Consider the following 19,781-nt stretch of genomic DNA (forward strand, 5'->3'; position numbering starts at 1 on the left):
TCCACGGAATTTAGGACTATTACCCAAGTGTAAAGCTTGCTCCTGGTCCTGTCTTTAACCCACGGAAAAATTAAATCTAACCGGTTATTCTTCGGCTGAAAGCATCAAACGTAACCTGCCTCCGGCGCCCCAAATATGACACTGCCAGGCGTCGGCACGTTGGCTGATTTGATTAAGATGAGTGCTGCCCATAGTACCAAGCGGCACACCATTACTGAGTTGGATTTGATGAGTATTGACATGCAACGTCGCGTTGAGCCCTGCTGAAACCAGGATTAGGTTTTTTAACTGGCGATGATAATAGCCCACCAGCAACGGGAACTGCCCGCTGAGATTCGCCTGCCTTAACAGCATGTTGACCTGTCGCAGCAGCCCATTTAACTCAGGCAGTCGCTGCTTCTGGCCGGAGAGCTGCTCCTGCAGCAAACCATTAAATAGTGCGCGCAGTAACAGCGCGGCTAACACGCCATTATCGCCAGCGCGCGTTACATCAAGGCAATAGAATGCCAAGTCGTTATCTGACAGCGCCGCGATATCCAGTACTAAGCCCGGCTGTTCCGCCATGGTGAGCTGACGGTAATTGATACGGCAATTGGCAATGGTTTGCTGCACCGGCGGCTGGAGCTGTTTAAGTAATTTAGAGGCCGCCAGCGGATCGCTGACCAGCGCATCCCAATCCTGAAAGAGTTGTTCATCCTCCTCGACTTTGGAGGTAAACATGGATGGATAGAGACACTCAAACACCGCTTCACGGAAACGTTCCATATTTTTGAGCGGTTTTAGCAATACGTCCTGCACGCCCAAACGCAACACATGCGCGATATCCGCCATATTTTGTGTGGCGGAGATAATCAGAATGGGCACATTGTTGCCGCGCGTGCGAAGACGCTCAACGAACGGGATACCGCCCATACGCGGCATTTCAAGATCGCAAATAACCAGATCCACTGATTGCGCCGACAACAAGGTTAAGCCATCAACACCATCACCTGCCTCAAGCGTTGTTGCACCTAAGCTGGTTAATAAATTGTCTATCAATGAACGGAAAACGACCTCATCTTCGACAATGAGTATCTTTTTGCCGATTAGCGGTTTTTCCATTCTCTCCCCCTGCGTACCAGATAATTCAATAGTGGTTCATAAAATGCCGTTGCGCCTTTCAGAATTGGCTGAAGTCGCAACACCTGTGAATGAACAACCTGACTATCTGCCACGGACCAGCGGTAATAGTTCATCCATTTTTTTCTCAACGGCGGCCTTGCCAGCCGCAATGGCTTCTTCTGCACGATGGAAGTCCAGTGTGGAAATTTGTGGACAAAACGGCTGAATCAGCACATCCGGCGGATCGCCCGCCATGCGGTTACGTTTCAGGCGATTTTCCAGAACCTGGATAGATGTCGACATAATCTCCATCGCACCCGGCGTTTGATTAGCACGGCGATGCGTCAGGCCAATCAGGCGTTGACGCAGTTTCTTTCCCCAGCTCAGCGCTTCTACTGCCGCCGCTTCTTCACCGCTCTGCGGCGTAACTGACAATAAATCCTGTTGCATCAGATGTGCGTCATGCTGTAAATCCACGGCGATAACGATGTCAGCACCCAATGCGCGGGTTAATGAGATCGGCACGGGATTCACCACCGCGCCATCCACCAACCAGTATCCATTGTAAGCAATGGGTGGCAATAAGCCTGGCATACTACAGGACGCACGCACAGCTTGATGCAAATCGCCTTCGGTCAACCACACTTCTCGTCCGGTACTGAGATTGGTCGCGACGACGCCAAATGGCTTATCGCACTCATCGATGAGGTCGTTGGGAATCAGCTGGCGGATGTGGCTAAACACCCGGTCGCCGCGCAATAAACCACCGCGCTGCCACGACAGGTCCATTAATCGAATGACATCCCAATAACGGAATGCACTCACCCACTTCTCCATCACGCCCAGCCGTCCATTCACGTAAGCCGAACCGACCAACGCGCCAACAGAACATCCGGCCACCACATCGATTTCAATCCCTGCGCGTTCCAGCGCATTGATCACGCCGATGTGGGACCAACCTTTGGCAGCACCTGAACCCAGTGCCAGCCCAATCCTGACCTTTCTCATCTCACCTCATGATTGGCATGGTACGTAGCATCACGCCTGACAGTCGGCTACCATAGCGCACGCTTAAATTTACTTTAATCACTTCCAGGAGATGACGTGTCTGAAAAGTGCCCTTGCTGCAGCGGAAAGGAGTATAGCGTATGTTGCCAACCCTTTCTGAATGGCCAAGCGAACCCGTCCAGCGCGGAACAATTAATGCGCTCACGCTACACCGCCTACGTCGTGAAAGATGCCGCGTGGCTGGCGAAAACCTGGCACTCCAGTAAACGCGTGGCCGACCTTGAGACGTTATTATCCGAAAGTTTTGCCGGTACTGAATGGCTGGGCTTGAATGTAACTCGTTGTAATCATGGAAGCCATGAGAATGAAGCCTTCGTGACGTTTTTTGCGCGTTACCTCGAAAAAGGCCGCACTTCAGCCATCTATGAATGTTCGCGCTTTCTTCGCGAGGATCAACGCTGGTACTATGTTGACGGAACAACGCCTGAGTTGGGACGTAACGATCGCTGTCCTTGTGGCGCCGATAAAAAATACAAAAAATGTTGTGGGTAATCTGGACAGATACACAACGGCTTTACCATTCATCGCTTTGACAGGACTCTGATCGAGATGCAAGCGCAAACCATCCAACGAAAAGTTTTACGAACCATTTGCCCTGATGCGAAAGGTTTGATCGCCAAGATCACCAACATTTGCTACAAGCACGAACTCAACATTGTGCAGAATAATGAGTTTGTCGATCACCGCACCGGACGCTTTTTCATGCGCACCGAGCTGGAAGGCATTTTCAACGACAACACCTTGCTGGCCGATCTCGATAGCGCGCTACCCGTCGGTTCAGTGCGTGAACTGCAAAGTGCCGGTCGTCGCCGTGTCGTGATTCTGGTGACCAAAGAGGCGCATTGCCTGGGCGATCTACTAATGAAAAGCGCGTTTGGCGGTCTGGATATGGAGATTGCTGCAGTCATCGGTAACCACGAAACGCTGCGCTCACTGGTTGAACGTTTCGATATTCCGTTTGTGATGGTGAGCCACGAAGGCCACACGCGTGAAGAGCACGACAACCGCATGGCGGATGAAATTGACCGTTATCAGCCTGATTATGTGGTGCTGGCAAAATATATGCGCGTGTTGACGCCCGCCTTTGTGCAACGTTATCCAAACCAGATCATCAATATTCACCACTCCTTCTTGCCGGCGTTCATTGGCGCGCGTCCGTATCATCAGGCTTATGAGCGCGGCGTGAAAATCATCGGCGCCACCGCGCACTACGTGAACGATAACCTCGATGAAGGTCCAATTATCATGCAGGACGTGATCAACGTCGATCATAGCTACACCGCAGAAGAGATGATGCGTGCAGGACGAGACGTTGAGAAGAATGTGTTGAGCCGCGCACTGTATAAAGTGTTAGGCCAGCGCGTGTTCGTTTACGGCAACCGCACGATCATTCTTTAACCACTTCGGCGCTGAACTGCACAACTCTTCAGCGCCACGCATAAAAAGTGGGCAAACAGTTTTTATTTTCAGTGACGGCGCTTTACAGACCGAGCGCATTTGTTATGATGCGCCCCGCTTTAAGACGCAATGATTCAGGCCAGTGGTGGGATTCCCGAGCGGCCAAAGGGAGCAGACTGTAAATCTGCCGTCACAGACTTCGAAGGTTCGAATCCTTCTCCCACCACCATCTGAATCGTCTCTGCCTTAAGCCACAATATGTCATATCCCCGGTGGGATTCCCGAGCGGCCAAAGGGAGCAGACTGTAAATCTGCCGTCACAGACTTCGAAGGTTCGAATCCTTCTCCCACCACCATCAATACCATTCTCCTGTTTTTCCCACTTGTTTTAATCGTTGTAACCTCCTGATTCACACCATGACTTTTCCCCAAAAACTCGTTACCATCGCGCCATACTTTTGCGGATAAAAATGGCAGCGAAATGAAATTTGTCTCTTTCAACATCAACGGCTTGCGTGCGCGTCCTCATCAATTAGCCGCGCTGGTTGAACAGCATCAACCCGATGTTATCGGCTTGCAGGAAACTAAAGTGCATGACGATATGTTCCCGCTCGAAGACGTCAGCAAACTGGGTTATCACGTGTTTTATCACGGGCAGAAAGGTCACTACGGCGTCGCGCTGCTGACCAAAGCTGAGCCTGTCAGCGTCTACCGTGGTTTCCCTGGCGATGAGGAAGATGCACAGCGTCGTTTGATCATGGCGGAAATCCCGAGTCCGATTGGTGATATCACGGTGATCAACGGTTATTTTCCGCAGGGTGAAAGCCGCGACCATCCCACCAAGTTCCCGGCGAAAGAGAAGTTTTATCGCGAACTGCAAAGCTATCTTGAGCAACAGCTAGCCGTGGATAAACCGGTATTGATCATGGGCGACATGAACATCAGCAGCACCGATTTTGACATCGGCATTGGTGAAGACAATCGTAAACGCTGGCTGCGTACCGGAAAATGCTCGTTCCTGCCTGAAGAGCGCGAGTGGATGGATCGCTTGCTAAAGTGGGGTTTAGTTGATACCTGGCGCGCTAAGTTCCCGGAAACCAACGATCGTTTCTCATGGTTTGACTACCGTTCGAAAGGCTTTGACGACAACCGTGGTCTGCGCATTGATCTGCTGCTGGCAAGCCAACCGCTTGCCTCGCGCTGCATTGAGAGTGGCATCGATTACGATATCCGCAGCATGGAAAAACCGTCGGATCACGCCCCGGTTTGGTCGACATTTAAGCTGTGATGAAGCAGCGTGGCGTCTGGCGCCACGCGCTTTTATTTGATGATTTTCCAGATAAGCGGATTAGTGCCTAATACCTTCTCATCCCTGCCGCACTGCAATAACACGCCTTCTGCTTTGACCACCGCACCTTCAGAATAACTGCGGTTCTCATAGGTACAGCACTGCATGCAATTGCTCTGACGATTGTTTTGCCCTTGTGTCCAAGCTTCTGGCGGCAGATCCACCACCACATCGGTATTGCCCATACGATTGTTTTCCGGCTGGCGGTTGGCCAGCGCCGAGGTGCTGCATAACAACAATCCGCCCAGCAACATCATTGCATAACGCATCACTCTGTCTCCTTGGTTTTGCGACGAGCCGTTTTCGGTTTGGCTTTCTTTTTGGCCCCAGGCGCTGTCAATCCGCGAAAGGCCTGTAACGACGGTCGCTGGCGTGCTTCACCAATCAGCCCAATCAAGGTGCTGACCAGCGGCTGCATAAACTCATCATAGCGACAAGACTTCTCGCTAATCCGGGTAAGCGTCGATTCCCATTGCGCCGTCATATCGGGCCGGGCGGCCATTTCTGGCAGTGCATGGATCAACGCCCTGCCCGCATCCGTCGAATGAATATAGCGGCCTTTTTTCACCAGGAAAGTGCGGCGGAACAGCAATTCGATAATGCCCGCACGCGTCGCTTCCGTACCTAAACCATCGGTTGCACGCAGCACTTTCTTTAATTCTTTATCCTGCACAAAGCGGGCGATGCCGGTCATCGCAGACAACAGCGTCGCATCGGTAAACGGACGCGGCGGTTGCGTCTGCTTCGCCAGCACTTCGCCGCGCTCGCACAGCAGCTCATCACCTTTAGCGACGACCGGCAGCGGCGTGCCATCGTTCTCCTCGTCACGCTCTTTGCTGCCGAGCAGCGCACGCCAGCCGGCTTCGGCCAGAAAACGCGCTTTAGCGATAAATTTTCCGCCGCCGATATCAAGATCAATAACGCATTTGCGGAACACCGCATCCGGGCAAAACTGCATTAAATACTGGCGGGCGATCAATCCGTAAATATTGGCCTCATTTTCGGTCAGACTAACCTTACTGGCACGCGCAGTGGGAATGATGGCATGGTGCGCATCGACCTTTTTGTCGTCCCAGCAGCGGTTCTTCTGGTCGGGATTGAAATCAGCAGGCGGTGTTAGATTGGGCTGATGCGCCTGAATGGCGTTCAACACCGCATGGCGTCCGGCAAAGTGCTCATCGGGAAGATAGCGACTATCGGAACGCGGGTAGGTGATCAGCTTATGGGTTTCATAAAGCCGCTGACAGCAATCCAGTACGTTCTGCGCGCTGAGGCCAAAGCGCTTACCGGCTTCAATCTGCAGGCCAGAAAGCGAGAATGGTAGCGGTGCGGTATCGGATTCACGTTTGTCGTTATATCCGGTGACCAGCGCCGGCTTACCATTAATGCGCTCAAGCACGTGATCCGCCAGCGGACGATGCAGCAAACGCCCCTCTTCATCCTGCCACGGCTCGCAAGCATCGCTTGGCACCCATGTCGCGACAAAACGCTCGTCTTTTGGCGTGACGATGTGCGCTTTAACTTCGAAATAGTCCTTAGGGATAAAGTTTTCGATCTCTTCATCGCGGCGCACCACTAAACCCAGCACCGGCGTCTGCACGCGGCCAACCGACAGCACGCCGTCGTAACCGGCGTTACGGCCCAGCAAGGTAAAGGCGCGCGTCATGTTGATGCCGTACAGCCAGTCGGCGCGCGCACGCGCTAACGCAGACACACACAGCGGAATGAATTCGCGGTTCTCACGTAGGCGCCCAACCGCACGTTCAACCGCCGAGGGATTAAGATCGTTAATCAGGCAGCGCTGCACCGCTTTGCGTTTCTCTGGTGCGAGCTGCAGATAATCCAGCACTTCATCCACCAGCAGTTGACCTTCACGATCGGGGTCACCCGCATGCACCACCATGCTGGCTTGTTGCAGCAGGCCTTCAATCACTTTTAACTGCTTAGCCACGGATGGACGTGGCTGCAAGCGCCATTTTTCCGGAATAATCGGTAAATCAGCCAGATTCCAGCGCGCATAGCGGCTGTCATAACTGTCGGGCTGCGCCTGCTCCAGCAGGTGCCCAACACACCAGGTCACAACCTGGTCATTCCCGCAGGCAATATAGCCGTCTCCGCGTCGATGCGGTTTTGGCAACACGTCGGCAATCGCACGCGCTAAGCTGGGTTTTTCGGCAATAAACAAACGCATGGATGGCGTCGTTCCTTAACGTCAGGTAACTACGGTAATCAGTGGACGATCGGCTCTAGCGGCAAACAGTTCGCCAATAGACGTTGCTTGCACGCCTGCTGCAGAGGCGCAGCGCTGGAATGCCTCAATGGCGCTGGGTTGAACCGCCACCAGCAGACCACCGGAGGTTTGTGGATCGCACAGCAACGCGCGGGTGGCGTCATCTAAGGGTGAAACCTGCTCGCCATAGCTGGCGAAGTTGCGGCTGGTGCCACCGGGCACCGCTCCCGCAGCGATATAGTCATCGACGCCCGCCAGGCGCGGTACCTGCGCTGCAATCACTTCGGCACGCAATCCTGAACCCTGGCAGATTTCACTTAAATGGCCGAGCAAGCCAAAACCGGTGACATCGGTCATCGCGCTGATGCCCGCCAGTTTGGCGAACTCCGCTCCGGCCTTATTCAGCTGGCACATTACGTCGGCGGCCAGCGACTGGTGTTCAGGCCGCAGCAGGCCTTTTTTCTCCGCGGTAGTGAGAATGCCAATGCCTAATGGTTTGGTGAGGAAAAGCTGACAACCGGCCTGCGCCGCGCTGTTCTTTTTCACCCGTGCCACATCGACGATACCGGTTGCGGCCAGGCCGAAGATCGGCTCTGGCGCATCAATCGAATGGCCGCCCGCCAGGGCGATTCCCGCCGCCTGACAAGCGGCACGCCCGCCCTCGACCACCTGCTGCGCCACTTCCGGACTCAGTAGATTCACCGGCCAGCCTAATATAGCGATCGCCATGATTGGTTTCCCGCCCATGGCGTAGATATCGCTGATGGCGTTAGTGGCGGCGATACGACCAAAGGTAAAAGGATCGTCGACGATCGGCATAAAGAAGTCGGTGGTGCTTACCACCGCAGTACCGTTGCCGAGATCGTAGACTGCAGCATCATCACGCGTTTCATTGCCAACCAGCAGTTGCGGATCGTGAAACGGACTGAGCTCACTGCGCAGAATGGTTTCCAACACTTGCGGCGAAATCTTGCACCCACAACCCGCACCGTGGCTGTATTGCGTTAAACGAACAGGTTCACTCATGGCGACTTCCTTATGCGATGAACAGAAGGCGCTATGTTAGCCTGGCTGTCAGTTGGGAGTAAGTGTTGCACGACCTAACCTCGATCTTTCGCACAGGCTCTGTGCAATCTTTGCAACGGCGCCTAACCTGCCGCAAAAGTCCAGCATTGTCTGTCAGAAATAACTGACAAACTGCGCGGTGTCCGGCGCAACCACGGTGGTGTTGGCTTTCAACTGTGGCGTGCCGAGATAGAGGAAACCAACAATCGCATCTTGCTCGCGGCAGCCAAAGGCTTCGCGCACGGACGGATGATCGGTCCACGGACCGCTGCGCCAGATGCCATTAAAACCTTGCGCCACGGCGGCCATCTGCATCGCCATCACTGCACAGCTGGCAGACGCCAGTTGCTCCCACTGCGGCACTTTGGCGTTCTCTTCACAATGCGCCACCACGGTGATGATCATCGGCGCGCGATAAGGCGCGGAGGCTGCTTTGTCAATCGCCTTCTGCTCAAGATTGCTGTCACGCGCGGCCTGTTCCAGCAAGTTAGCAAAGCGCTCGCGCCCCTCATTTTCGACAATAATGAAACGCCATGGCTGCAGCGTACCGTGATCGGGGGCGCGCATCGCGGCGTGCAGAATATTTTGCAACGCTTCACCTGCCGGAGCCGGTTCTGCCAGACGAGACGCCGAGCGGCGATTAACTAATAAATCCAATGCATCCATTATTCTTCTCCCGTGAATAAAAAGCGTGGACTAATCCTGGCACAGCACGATCTTTTGTAACAGTCTGGCGCGATTTCCTGCTGACTTTTCGCACGCCGCTCTTTAGGATGAACCCGACATCGGGGCAGACCGCGTGCTGGCTGCCCTGCTACGTGAATATGGAGAGTTTATGCGCACTTTGTGGCGAATTATTTCCGGTCTGTTCCGCTGGACCTGGCGGGTACTGAATTTTATTCGGGAATTTATTCTTAATTTATTTCTTATTGTTTTGATCCTGGCGGGCGTCGGGATTTGGCTGCAGGTTTCCAGTTCCAATAGCAGTGAACCTGTACAGCAAGGCGCATTGAAAATCGATCTGAGCGGAGTGCTGGTCGATAAACCTTCCGTCAGCAATCGTCTGAGTCGTATCAGCCGTCAACTGTTGGGCGCCAATAGCGATCGCCTGCAGGAGAATTCCCTGTTCGATGTCGTCGATGCGATCCGCCAGGCAAAAACTGATAAAAACATCACTGGCATCGTGCTGGAGCTGCGTGACTTTGCTGGTGGCGATCAACCTTCGCTGCAATATGTGGGTAAAGCACTGCGCGAATTCCGTGACGCCGGCAAACCTATTTATGCAGTCGGCGACAGTTACAGCCAGGCGCAATACTACATCGCCAGTTACGCCAACAAGGTGTATCTCTCACCTCAGGGCACGGTCGATCTGCACGGTTTCGCCACCAACGGCCTGTACTACAAGACTTTGCTGGAAAAGCTGAAAGTTAATTCGCATGTCTTCCGCGTAGGCACTTATAAATCTGCGGTTGAGCCGTTCCTGCGTGACGATATGTCACCAGAAGCACGCGACGCTGATGGGCGCTGGATTGGCCAGCTATGGCAGAATTACCTGAATACTGTGGCAGCCAATCGTCAGATCACACCAGAACAGCTGTTCCCAGGTGCAGCCGGCATCATTAGCGGCCTGCAAGCGGTGCAAGGTGATACCGCGAAATATGCGCTGAACAATAAGTTAGTGGATGTGCTGGATACGCGAGCAGCCGCCGATCAGGAACTGGTAAAGACCTTCGGCTGGGATAAGGCGAATAACGATTACCGTAGCGTCAGTATCTACGATTACACCGTTAAACAGCCGCCGCAGAGTCATGATGGCAATATCGCCGTGATCCTCGCCAGCGGTGCGATTATGGACGGTGAAGAGAGCGCCGGAAACGTCGGCGGTGATACCACGGCGTCGCAAATCCGCGATGCGCGTCTGGATCCTAAAATTAAAGCCATTGTGTTGCGTGTCAACAGCCCAGGCGGCAGCGTCACGGCATCTGAAGCCATTCGTGAAGAGCTGGCGGCAGCCCACGATGCGGGTAAACCGGTGGTGGTCTCGATGGGCGGCATGGCGGCTTCGGGCGGTTACTGGATTTCAACGCCAGCTGATTACATCGTGGCGGCACCCAGCACGCTGACCGGTTCCATCGGTATCTTTGGCGTGATTAACACCGTTGAAAACAGCCTGAGTTCGGTGGGTGTGCATACTGACGGCGTTGCCACATCACCGCTGGCGGCCGTCGCCACCACCAAAGCGCTGCCAACCGAAGTGCAGCAGCTGATGCAGCTGACCATTGAGAACGGCTATCGTAATTTCGTGGGCCTGGTGGCAACCTCGCGTCACAAAACGCCTGAGGAAATCAATGCGATTGCGCAGGGTCACGTCTGGACCGGTAGCGATGCGAAAGCCAATGGTTTGGTCGATGCGTTGGGTGACTTTGACGATGCCGTGGCGAAAGCTGCTGAGCTGGCGAAAGTCGCTAAGCCGGAGTTGAGCTGGTATCAGGACGATCCGGGCATGATCGATCTGCTGCTGAATCAGATGAACGCGTCGGTTCAGGCGGTGTTGCCGGCTGCGCTGAAAGTCTGGCTGCCTGCGCCAATGCTGGACGTAATGAGCGCAATGAAACAGCAACCTGGCTTATTGAATAACCTCAACGATCCGCAAAATCGCTACGCTTTCTGCCTGAACTGCGGCAACGTACGCTAATCTTTACAGCCCGGCCGCTGGTCGGGCTGCTTTTCGTTCGCAATCCCCTTATACTGCGCGTTTTACGGCAAGTCTGAGTTCCTTCATGCAAAAGAAAAATATCTACGTAGCCTACACCGGCGGCACCATCGGGATGCAGCGCTCTTCGCAGGGCTACATTCCGGTATCGGGTCATCTGCAACAGCAGCTGGCAAACATGCCCGAATTCCATCGGCCTGAAATGCCGGATTTCACCATCCATGAGTATCAGCCGCTGATGGATTCCTCGGACATGACGCCGCAGGATTGGCAATCGATTGCGAACGATATTAAGCAAAACTACGATCGCTACGATGGCTTTGTGATTTTGCATGGTACCGACACCATGGCCTTCACCGCTTCGGCGCTCTCCTTTATGCTGGAGAACCTCGCTAAGCCGGTGATTGTCACCGGCTCGCAAATTCCCCTGGCAGAATTGCGTTCTGATGGGCAGCAAAACCTGCTGAACTCGCTGTATGTGGCGGCCAATTATCCGATCAGTGAAGTTGCCCTGTTTTTCAATAACACGCTGTTCCGCGGCAACCGTACCACTAAGGCACATGCTGACGGCTTTAATGCCTTCGCATCGCCAAACCTGGCGCCCTTGCTGGAAGCGGGGATTCATATCCGCCGGTTAAACACCCCGCCCGCACCGCAAGGTCACGGCGAGCTGATTGTGCATCCGATAACACCACAGCCGATTGGCGTGGTAACGATTTATCCGGGTATCTCTGCCGACGTGGTGGGTAATTTCCTGCGTCAACCGGTGAAAGCCTTGATCCTGCGCTCTTACGGCGTTGGCAACGCGCCGCAAAATGCTGAGTTTCTCTCGGAACTGCAACAGGCCAGCGATCGCGGCATTGTGGTGGTGAATCTGACGCAGTGTATGTCCGGCAAAGTGAATATGGGCGGCTATGCCACCGGCAATGCGCTTGAGCATGCGGGTGTGATCAGCGGTTTTGATCTCACCGTTGAGGCCACATTAACCAAACTGCATTTTTTATTGAGTCAGAACCTTACCAGCGCGGAAATTCGTGCCAAAATGCAGCAGAATTTACGCGGCGAACTGACCGAAGATTGATACGGAGCGAAACCAATGAAGCGGGCATTGATAATCATCGATATTCAGAACGATTTTTGCCCCGGCGGCCCAATGGCGGTGCGTGAAGGTGACCAAACGGTTGCCGTCGCCAATCGATTTGCGCGTGAGTTTCACGATCGGGGTGAATGTGTGGTGGCATTGCAAGACTGGCATCCAGCCAATCACGGCAGCTTCGCCTCGATCTCCGGCGAGCCGGTCTACACGCTTGGCGAATTAAACGGTTTAGCGCAGATCTGGTGGCCCGATCACGGTATTGAGAATTCTGTCGGGGCGGATTTTCATCCCGATCTCGATCGCTCTCTGATTGATGCCGTGTTTCATAAAGGGGGCGATGTTGAGGTGGATAGCTACAGCGCCTTCTTCGATAACGGCCATCGACGCAAGACAGAACTCGACAGTTGGCTGCGCGAGCGCGGCATTAACGATTTAGTGATGTTGGGTATTGCGACCGATTACTGCGTCAAATACAGCGTGCTGGATGCGCTGGAGTTAGGTTACAACGTGGAGGTGGTTAAAGAGGGCTGCCGCGGTGTGAACCTGAATCCGGATGACAGTGAAATTGCTTTCGCTCAGATGGAAGCACAAGGTGCGGTATTAATCTGAAAATTAGGGGCTGGTGAGAACCAGCCCTTTTGATTGTTAGTGCAGGTTGATGCGCGTGACTTCGGGCTCAATGCCGAACTCTTCTTTAAGCTGTTTCTTCGATTTCATCACCATATCCCCACCTTTGCTGATGGTCATATGTTGCGGATCGTCATTGTGGCGAGCCTGCCATAACATCACCAGCTGCAGACAATTCTCTTTCTGCTCTGGCGTCAGCGCGACGCCATCTGGCCATTTACCGATTTCAACCGCCGTGGAGAGTCGCTCGTATACTTCCGGCGTCAGCGCCTCCAGCATCGCTTCCAGTTCCTGTTTCATGCTTAGCCCTCTTGCTGATTGCCCTGCTCATCAGTGAAATTTAGCGAGGCGGAGTTCACGCAGTAGCGCTCGCCGCTCGGCTGTGGGCCATCCGGGAACACATGTCCCAAATGCGCATCACAGTTGCCACAGCGAATCTCAACCCGGTGCATGCCGTGTGAATCATCTTCCAGATAGCGGATAGCGTCGTCACTGAAAGGCTGATAGAAACTTGGCCAGCCACAGCCTGAATCGTATTTGGTTTCGGAGAGAAACAGCGGCGAATTACAAACTAAGCAGTGGTAAATCCCTTCCTGCTTGTTGTGCAGCAAGGCGCCCGAGAAAGGGGGCTCCGTTCCACGATGCTGAGTGACATAGCGCTGCATTTCGGAAAGCTGCGCAATTTTTGCGTCGGGTGCGGTGTCTTTAGCCATTTTGAGTTCCGGAGTGTCATTCTGAAAAAATCGACTAGTATTCTAACAAACGTACAACATCTATCGGGTCTTTTTTCGTGCTAACGCCTCCGACATCTGTTCCACAGCACGATTTTGTGATGGCGATCACCCTTTGTAAAAGTCATCCCTTTTCAGCCCGCATTCGGCGTAACATAGGCGCGCAATAAGGGTGCTGCGTAAGCGATTGCGCAACGAATTATTCCTGGTGTTGGAATTGACCTGTCGCAACAATTGACACGATTCCGCTTGACGCTTGGTAAGGTTTTTGTAATTTTACAGCCAACCTTTTATTCACTAACAAATAGCTGGTGGAATATATGACTATCAAAGTAGGTATTAACGGTTTTGGCCGTATCGGTCGCATCGTTTTCCGTGCTGCGCAGCAGCGTTCTGACATCGAAATCGTCGCGATCAACGATCTGCTCGACGCCGATTACATGGCATACATGCTGAAGTATGACTCTACTCACGGTCGTTTTGACGGCACTGTAGAAGTGAAAGACGGTGCACTGATTGTTAACGGTAAGAAAATCCGTGTTACCGCTGAGAAAGACCCGGCTAACCTGAAGTGGGACGAAGTGGGTGTTGACGTTGTTGCTGAAGCGACCGGTATCTTCCTGACCGACGAAACTGCACGTAAACACATCACCGCTGGCGCGAAGAAAGTGGTTCTGACTGGTCCATCTAAAGACAGCACCCCGATGTTCGTACGTGGCGCTAACTTTGACAAATATGCTGGTCAGGACATCGTTTCTAACGCGTCTTGCACCACTAACTGCCTGGCTCCACTGGCTAAAGTTATCAACGACAACTTCGGTATCGTTGAAGGTCTGATGACCACCGTTCACGCGACTACCGCTACTCAGAAAACCGTTGATGGCCCGTCTCACAAAGACTGGCGCGGCGGCCGTGGCGCAGCGCAGAACATCATCCCATCTTCTACCGGTGCAGCTAAAGCAGTTGGCGTTGTTCTGCCAGAGCTGAACGGCAAACTGACCGGTATGGCGTTCCGCGTTCCTACTCCAAACGTGTCTGTTGTTGACCTGACTGTTCGCCTGGAAAAACCAGCGACTTACAAAGAAATTTGTGCAGTGATCAAAGCTGAGTCAGAAGGCAAAATGAAAGGCGTTCTGGGCTACATTGAAGACGACGTGGTTTCTACCGACTTCAACGGCGAAACCCTGACTTCAGTATTCGATGCTAAAGCAGGTATCGCTCTGAATGACAACTTCGTGAAACTGGTTTCCTGGTACGATAACGAAACTGGCTACTCACATAAAGTTCTCGATCTGATTGCACTGGTTGCTTCTAAGTAAGCTAACCGGCTACACAGACAAGGGGTGACTTCGGTCGCCCCTTTTTTTCGACTGGATAAAAGAGAAGGTATGACCATGCAAGATACGCTTTATACCCTTCCGGTAGTGAATCAAATCACCCCTTATCTGTCACAGCGCCAGCAGGGTGATTTGCCGATTGTGGTGATTAGCCATCCTAAAGTGCGAGCGGCGATTGCCCTGCAAGGTGCGCATCTGCTTTCGTGGCAGCCTAGCGGCCAAAAACCGGTGATTTGGCTCAGTGAAAAAACCCCGTTTACCACAGGTAAAGCAATCCGCGGCGGCATACCTATTTGCTGGCCGTGGTTCGGTCCGGCAGGTGAACCGGCGCACGGTTTTGCACGCAATATGCCGTGGACGCTGACCGCCCATGACGAAAACGAAGATGCGGTAATGCTGACTTTTACGCTGGAAAGCAACGCACAAACCAAAAAGCTCTGGCCGCACGATTTCACCCTGCTTGCTCGCTTCCGGATTGCTGAGCATTGTGAAATTGAGCTGGAAGCCTACGGCGACTATGAAGCCACCGCAGCGCTGCACAGCTACTTCCGAATTGCGGATATCGCGCAGGTCGAAGTGAGCGGATTGGGTAACAGCTTTATCGATAAGGTTAACGATAATGCGGTTGGCGCATCAGACGGCAAGCAGACCTATCCAAACCGCGTGGATCGTATTCACACCGCGGCGGATGATTGCAGCGTGATTCACGATAAAGCGGGCAAACGCCAGATTGAAGTCTATCACCACTATCAGAGTGACGTTGTCACGTGGAATCCAGGTCCGGAGTTATCATGCAGCATGGGGGACATGCCAAATGAAGGCTATAAAACCATGGTGTGCGTGGAAACGGCGCGCATTAGCAAGCCGTTAAAAAGCGCGGGTGAATCCCCTGCGCGTTTGGGTACCACAATTCGTATCGTTAATAAGTAATAAGATGCGGCGCCGTTGCGCCGCTAAACCACATCTAATGAAGTTTTAGATTGAGGCGCAGGAAACGCCCGTTCAATGATGCTCAGCTCTTCATTAGTCAGATTGATGCTAAGCGCGGCCGCGTTTTGCTGCACATGTGCAACGCTGCTGGCTTTAGGAATGGCCAAAACACCTTGTTGACGGATCACCCAAGCCAATAGCACTTGCGCCACGCTGATGCCCTTCTGTTGTGCAATCTGTTGAAGATGCGCATCGTCAAACAGCGCTTGTCGCAGTCGTCCAGCCTGCGCTAACGGGCAATAGGCCATAATCGGCATCTCGCGCTGCTGACACTGCGGCAACAGATCATACTCAATCCCCCGCGACGCTAAGTGGTACAGCACCTGATTAGTTAAACAGGCCTTGCCGCCGGGCTCATTCCACAGTTCCAGCATATCGTCATGGTCAAAGTTCGAGACGCCCCAGTGGCGGATTTTGCCCTGCTGCTGCAAGGATTCCATCGCGCGAATGGTTTCTTCCAAGGGCACATTGCCACGCCAGTGCAGCAGGTAGAGATCGAGGTAATCGGTTTGCAGACGACGCAGACTGCTCTCGCAGGCCTTGATAGCATCGACTTCACCGGCATTCCAGGGATACACCTTCGATACCAGCCAGGCTTGATCGCGACGGCCGCGTAACGCTTCGCCGACCACCTCTTCGGCAGCGCCTTCCGCATACATTTCTGCCGTGTCGATAACCTTGAGTCCAAGATCTAATCCCGCCTGCAGTGCCGCCACTTCCTGGCTGCGCAGCGCTTCATTTTCACCCATATACCAGGTTCCCTGGCCAATAGCGGGTAAAGCTGATTCACCGTGAAATTGGATAGTCTTCATCACTCCTCCTGTTGCGCTGAAATGGGGCTCTGAATTGGTGCAATGTAAGAAAAACGCCTCATTACGAGGCGTTTATTTAATCGTCAGAAGCTGTAACTGATGCCGGTCCAGAGTGTGAACTGGCCACTCTTATCGACCATCGGGCTGTCTTTGATTTCGCTGTCGAAGCGCGTGTAACGACCAGACAAGCTGGCGTTCCAGCTTTGGCTGATTTGGTAGCTGGCATTCATCTCGACATACGGCGACCAGCTGTCGTCTGGATGATACTCAGCGATGCCGGTTCGCGCACTTTCATGGGATGAAACACCGTAGTAATAACGGTTCTGATTGGCGCTGTTCCACATGGCACCAATGCCCGGCGTCAGGCTGAATGCGCCGAAATCAAAGCGATATAGATAGGTGAGATCCCAGATTAACCCATTGCTGTTATTGAGCACATCACCCAGCAGAGCGGTGCGCACGATACCCCAATCGGCAACATGGCGATAGTTGGCGCCGGCCATCAGCGTCATACGGCGCTTATCCAGCGCTTTCATGTCACCCAAATCGTTGTCTTTCGGATCGTACTGCTGCGGCGATCCCAGCACCGTCAGCGACAGCTGATTCTGCGGGTCTTTCCACAGGTAATAGCCGCCTTGCAGGCTACGGAACCAGAAGTTTTCACCTTCATAATTAATCACCGGAATCGGCAGATAGCGGTCTTGTCCGCCCCGATAAGGTGACTGCGCATAAATCACCGAAGCGCCAAGAGATAAGGGTTCTGCATGAGTGCCGAACGCCGCAAAATAACAAGGTACAGCCAGAGCAAGCGCTTTAAGTTTGAATTGGTTCACAATTTATTCAGTCCATTAATATAACAATCACACGCAGAGTCTAACCAAATTTTTGCTATCGGTTAACGTTTAATGATGCTCTCTAATCAGCATAGCGAAATATTCTCAGTAGCTTCATCGCTCTCACGGCTTAGGTTGATTGCCTCAGTGCTTATGAGACTTTGTTATTGATATATCGCTGAATAAGGAGAAAAGTGGCTGCAGGTTTTCTGAATGCCTTCTACAGTTAAATGTAAGACGAGACTTTTTTGTACGAGCAGAGTAACCATAAGAATTGTGTATCCCGATAAAAAAACGTCAGGTTGGCATAAGGGTTGCTGTACTCAATAAAGAATATCTTCCGGGAGCTGCTACAAACTTTTATTACGCTCCTTTACCTGTGCTAAAAACGAAAGGACGGGCATCGCTATGAATATATTCGATCACTATCGTCAGCGTTATGAAGCTGCCAAGGACGAAGAGTTCTCATTGCAGGAATTCCTCGCCATCTGTAAACAGGATCGCAGTGCATACGCCAACGCTGCCGAGCGACTATTAATGGCCATCGGTGAGCCGGTGATGGTTGACACTGCGCAAGAGCCTCGCCTTTCCCGAATCTTTTCCAACCGAGTCATGGGACGCTACCCGGCCTTCGAAGAGTTTTACGGTATGGAGGAAGCGATTGAGCAAATCGTCTCCTACCTGAAACACGCCGCGCAGGGTTTGGAAGAGAAGAAACAGATCCTTTACTTACTGGGCCCGGTGGGTGGCGGTAAATCCTCATTGGCCGAGCGCCTGAAAGCGCTGATGCAGCGAGTGCCGATCTATGTGCTGAGCGCCGACGGCGAGCGCAGCCCGGTAAACGATCATCCGCTCTGCCTGTTTAACCCGCAGGAAGACGCCAATATTCTGGAAAAAGAGTATGGCGTGCCACGGCGTTATCTGGGCACCATCATGTCGCCCTGGGCGGCGAAACGCCTGCATGAGTTTGGCGGCGATATCACCCGCTTCAAAGTGGTGAAAGTGTGGCCGTCAATTCTGGAGCAGGTAGCAATTGCCAAAACAGAACCAGGCGATGAGAACAACCAGGATATTTCTGCGTTGGTCGGCAAAGTGGATATCCGTAAACTGGAAAATCACGCGCAAAACGATCCTGACGCATACGGCTATTCAGGTGCCCTTTGCCGCGCAAACCAAGGCGTGATGGAATTCGTTGAGATGTTTAAAGCACCGATTAAAGTGCTGCATCCGCTGCTGACCGCCACGCAGGAAGGTAACTACAACGGTACCGAAGGGATTTCTGCCCTGCCGTTCAACGGCATCATTCTGGCGCACTCTAACGAATCAGAATGGGTCACCTTCCGTAATAACAAAAACAATGAGGCCTTCCTCGACCGTGTTTACATCGTCAAAGTGCCTTATTGCCTACGCGTTTCCGAAGAGATCAAGATCTACAACAAACTGTTGGATCACAGTGAGTTGACCACTGCGCCATGCGCGCCGGGCACGCTGGAAACCCTGGCCCGTTTCTCGATTCTGTCGCGTTTGAAAGAGCCGGAAAACTCCAGCATCTACTCCAAAATGCGCGTCTATGATGGCGAAAGCCTGAAAGATACCGATCCAAAAGCCAAATCCTGGCAGGAGTATCACGATTACGCGGGCGTTGATGAGGGCATGAACGGTCTTTCAACCCGCTTCGCGTTTAAAATCCTGTCGCGCGTGTTTAACTTCGACCATGCCGAAGTAGCGGCCAACCCGGTGCATCTGTTCTACGTACTGGAGCAGCAAATTGAGCGCGAGCAGTTCCCTCAGGATCAAGCCGAGAAGTATCTGGAGCACCTGAAAGGCTATTTGATTCCAAAATACGCCGAATTTATCGGTAAAGAGATTCAGACCGCGTATCTGGAGTCCTACTCGGAATACGGTCAAAACATCTTTGATCGCTACGTTACCTACGCTGATTTCTGGATTCAGGATCAAGAGTACCGCGATCCCGACACCGGACAGCTGTTTGACCGCGAATCGCTGAACGCCGAGCTGGAAAAGATCGAGAAACCTGCCGGGATCAGTAACCCGAAAGATTTCCGTAACGAGATTGTCAACTTTGTGCTGCGTGCCCGTGCGCAGAATAGCGGACGCAATCCGAACTGGACCAGCTACGAAAAACTGCGCACGGTCATTGAGAAGAAAATGTTCTCGAACACCGAAGAGTTGCTGCCGGTGATTTCGTTCAATACCAAAACCTCAACGGACGAGCAGAAAAAACACGATGATTTTGTCGATCGCATGATGGAAAAAGGCTATACCCGCAAGCAAGTACGCCTGCTGTGCGAGTGGTATCTGCGCGTGCGTAAATCTTCATAATCGTTATCTGTAAGCGTTGCGGCGCTACGGTGCTGCAACAGGAGGCCGGGTTTCCCGGCCTAAGCTTGCAATGCAGTTTGGGGGATTTT

19 protein-coding genes and 2 tRNA genes are annotated in these 19,781 nt (G+C 52.9%); 11 read left to right on the forward strand and 10 right to left on the reverse strand.

All coding sequences use genetic code 11. The features are described 5' to 3' along the window. Positions 1-84: 84 nt before the first annotated feature. Together rssB and rssA are read right to left on the reverse strand one after the other, a co-directional pair. Complete coding sequence (rssB, locus tag K5Y32_RS06445) at positions 85-1,101, reverse strand: two-component system response regulator RssB (RefSeq protein WP_101764239.1); 1,017 nt, start codon at positions 1,099-1,101, stop codon at positions 85-87. 102 nt (positions 1,102-1,203) lie between these two features. Continuing rightward, positions 1,204-2,109, reverse strand: coding sequence for a patatin-like phospholipase RssA (rssA, locus tag K5Y32_RS06450; RefSeq protein ID WP_101764238.1), 906 nt, complete (start codon positions 2,107-2,109; stop codon positions 1,204-1,206). Positions 2,110-2,205: 96 nt separating this feature from the next. On the opposite strand from rssA, the gene K5Y32_RS06455 reads away from it, so the two are divergent. From K5Y32_RS06455 to xthA, 5 genes are all read left to right on the forward strand, one after another. Further along, positions 2,206-2,661, forward strand: coding sequence for a YchJ family metal-binding protein (locus K5Y32_RS06455; RefSeq protein ID WP_101764237.1), 456 nt, complete (start codon positions 2,206-2,208; stop codon positions 2,659-2,661). A 57-nt stretch (positions 2,662-2,718) separates the two neighbouring features. Next, positions 2,719-3,567, forward strand: coding sequence for a formyltetrahydrofolate deformylase (gene purU / locus K5Y32_RS06460; protein WP_101764236.1), 849 nt, complete (start codon positions 2,719-2,721; stop codon positions 3,565-3,567). Between the two features lie 144 nt (positions 3,568-3,711). Then, positions 3,712-3,796 (forward strand) — tRNA-Tyr (locus tag K5Y32_RS06465). A 42-nt stretch (positions 3,797-3,838) separates the two neighbouring features. Continuing rightward, a tRNA-Tyr gene (locus tag K5Y32_RS06470) sits at positions 3,839-3,923 on the forward strand. A 125-nt stretch (positions 3,924-4,048) separates the two neighbouring features. Further along, the gene (gene xthA, locus K5Y32_RS06475; protein WP_222182271.1) at positions 4,049-4,855 is read left to right on the forward strand and encodes an exodeoxyribonuclease III; all 807 of its coding nucleotides are present in this window, start codon (positions 4,049-4,051) and stop codon (positions 4,853-4,855) included. 32 nt (positions 4,856-4,887) lie between these two features. Here xthA and K5Y32_RS06480 read toward each other — a convergent pair whose 3' ends face one another. From K5Y32_RS06480 to K5Y32_RS06495, 4 genes are all read right to left on the reverse strand, one after another. Next, complete coding sequence (locus K5Y32_RS06480) at positions 4,888-5,184, reverse strand: YnjH family protein (RefSeq protein WP_137386880.1); 297 nt, start codon at positions 5,182-5,184, stop codon at positions 4,888-4,890. After that, complete coding sequence (locus tag K5Y32_RS06485) at positions 5,184-7,106, reverse strand: DNA topoisomerase III (RefSeq protein ID WP_137385899.1); 1,923 nt, start codon at positions 7,104-7,106, stop codon at positions 5,184-5,186. The genes K5Y32_RS06480 and K5Y32_RS06485 overlap by 1 nt, the downstream gene beginning before the upstream one ends. 21 nt (positions 7,107-7,127) lie before the next feature. Beyond that, positions 7,128-8,171, reverse strand: a complete 1,044-nt coding sequence (gene selD / locus K5Y32_RS06490) for a selenide, water dikinase SelD (RefSeq protein WP_222182273.1) — start codon at positions 8,169-8,171, stop codon at positions 7,128-7,130. Positions 8,172-8,324: 153 nt separating this feature from the next. Then, positions 8,325-8,876 (reverse strand): NAD(P)H nitroreductase, encoded by a 552-nt coding sequence (locus K5Y32_RS06495; RefSeq protein WP_110866269.1) that lies wholly within the window; start codon positions 8,874-8,876, stop codon positions 8,325-8,327. Positions 8,877-9,045: 169 nt separating this feature from the next. On the opposite strand from K5Y32_RS06495, the gene sppA reads away from it, so the two are divergent. From sppA to pncA, 3 genes are all read left to right on the forward strand, one after another. Further along, entirely contained in the window at positions 9,046-10,905 is a 1,860-nt protein-coding gene (sppA, locus tag K5Y32_RS06500; RefSeq protein ID WP_222182275.1) for a signal peptide peptidase SppA, read from the forward strand. A gap of 85 nt (positions 10,906-10,990) precedes the next feature. Beyond that, positions 10,991-12,004: an asparaginase gene (gene ansA / locus K5Y32_RS06505; RefSeq protein ID WP_222182277.1), complete on the forward strand. Its 1,014-nt coding sequence runs from the start codon at positions 10,991-10,993 to the stop codon at positions 12,002-12,004. Positions 12,005-12,019: 15 nt separating this feature from the next. After that, positions 12,020-12,628: a bifunctional nicotinamidase/pyrazinamidase gene (gene pncA, locus K5Y32_RS06510; protein ID WP_222182279.1), complete on the forward strand. Its 609-nt coding sequence runs from the start codon at positions 12,020-12,022 to the stop codon at positions 12,626-12,628. Between the two features lie 36 nt (positions 12,629-12,664). Here pncA and K5Y32_RS06515 read toward each other — a convergent pair whose 3' ends face one another. Then, a complete protein-coding gene (locus tag K5Y32_RS06515; protein WP_222182281.1) occupies positions 12,665-12,946 on the reverse strand; it encodes a YeaC family protein in 282 nt (93 codons plus the stop codon). Positions 12,947-12,948: 2 nt separating this feature from the next. Next, a complete protein-coding gene (gene msrB / locus K5Y32_RS06520; protein WP_110866272.1) occupies positions 12,949-13,359 on the reverse strand; it encodes a peptide-methionine (R)-S-oxide reductase MsrB in 411 nt (136 codons plus the stop codon). 338 nt (positions 13,360-13,697) lie between these two features. Between msrB and gapA the strand changes: the two genes are divergently transcribed. Both gapA and K5Y32_RS06530 read left to right on the forward strand, forming a co-directional pair. Continuing rightward, positions 13,698-14,696 (forward strand): glyceraldehyde-3-phosphate dehydrogenase, encoded by a 999-nt coding sequence (gapA, locus tag K5Y32_RS06525; protein ID WP_007889697.1) that lies wholly within the window; start codon positions 13,698-13,700, stop codon positions 14,694-14,696. Between the two features lie 75 nt (positions 14,697-14,771). Continuing rightward, positions 14,772-15,644, forward strand: a complete 873-nt coding sequence (locus tag K5Y32_RS06530; RefSeq protein WP_222182919.1) for a D-hexose-6-phosphate mutarotase — start codon at positions 14,772-14,774, stop codon at positions 15,642-15,644. A 23-nt stretch (positions 15,645-15,667) separates the two neighbouring features. Here K5Y32_RS06530 and K5Y32_RS06535 read toward each other — a convergent pair whose 3' ends face one another. Continuing rightward, positions 15,668-16,519: an aldo/keto reductase gene (locus K5Y32_RS06535; protein WP_370635088.1), complete on the reverse strand. Its 852-nt coding sequence runs from the start codon at positions 16,517-16,519 to the stop codon at positions 15,668-15,670. Positions 16,520-16,599: 80 nt separating this feature from the next. Then, positions 16,600-17,349, reverse strand: a complete 750-nt coding sequence (locus K5Y32_RS06540) for a MipA/OmpV family protein (protein WP_222182285.1) — start codon at positions 17,347-17,349, stop codon at positions 16,600-16,602. A 408-nt stretch (positions 17,350-17,757) separates the two neighbouring features. Here K5Y32_RS06540 and yeaG point away from each other — a divergent pair, with 408 nt between their 5' ends. Further along, on the forward strand, positions 17,758-19,692 hold the full coding sequence (yeaG, locus tag K5Y32_RS06545; protein ID WP_008110364.1) for a protein kinase YeaG: 1,935 nt from the start codon (positions 17,758-17,760) through the stop codon (positions 19,690-19,692). The last annotated feature ends 89 nt before the right edge of the window (positions 19,693-19,781 follow it).

Source organism: Pantoea sp. DY-15 (assembly GCF_019795935.1).
GTDB lineage: Bacteria > Pseudomonadota > Gammaproteobacteria > Enterobacterales > Enterobacteriaceae > Pantoea > Pantoea leporis.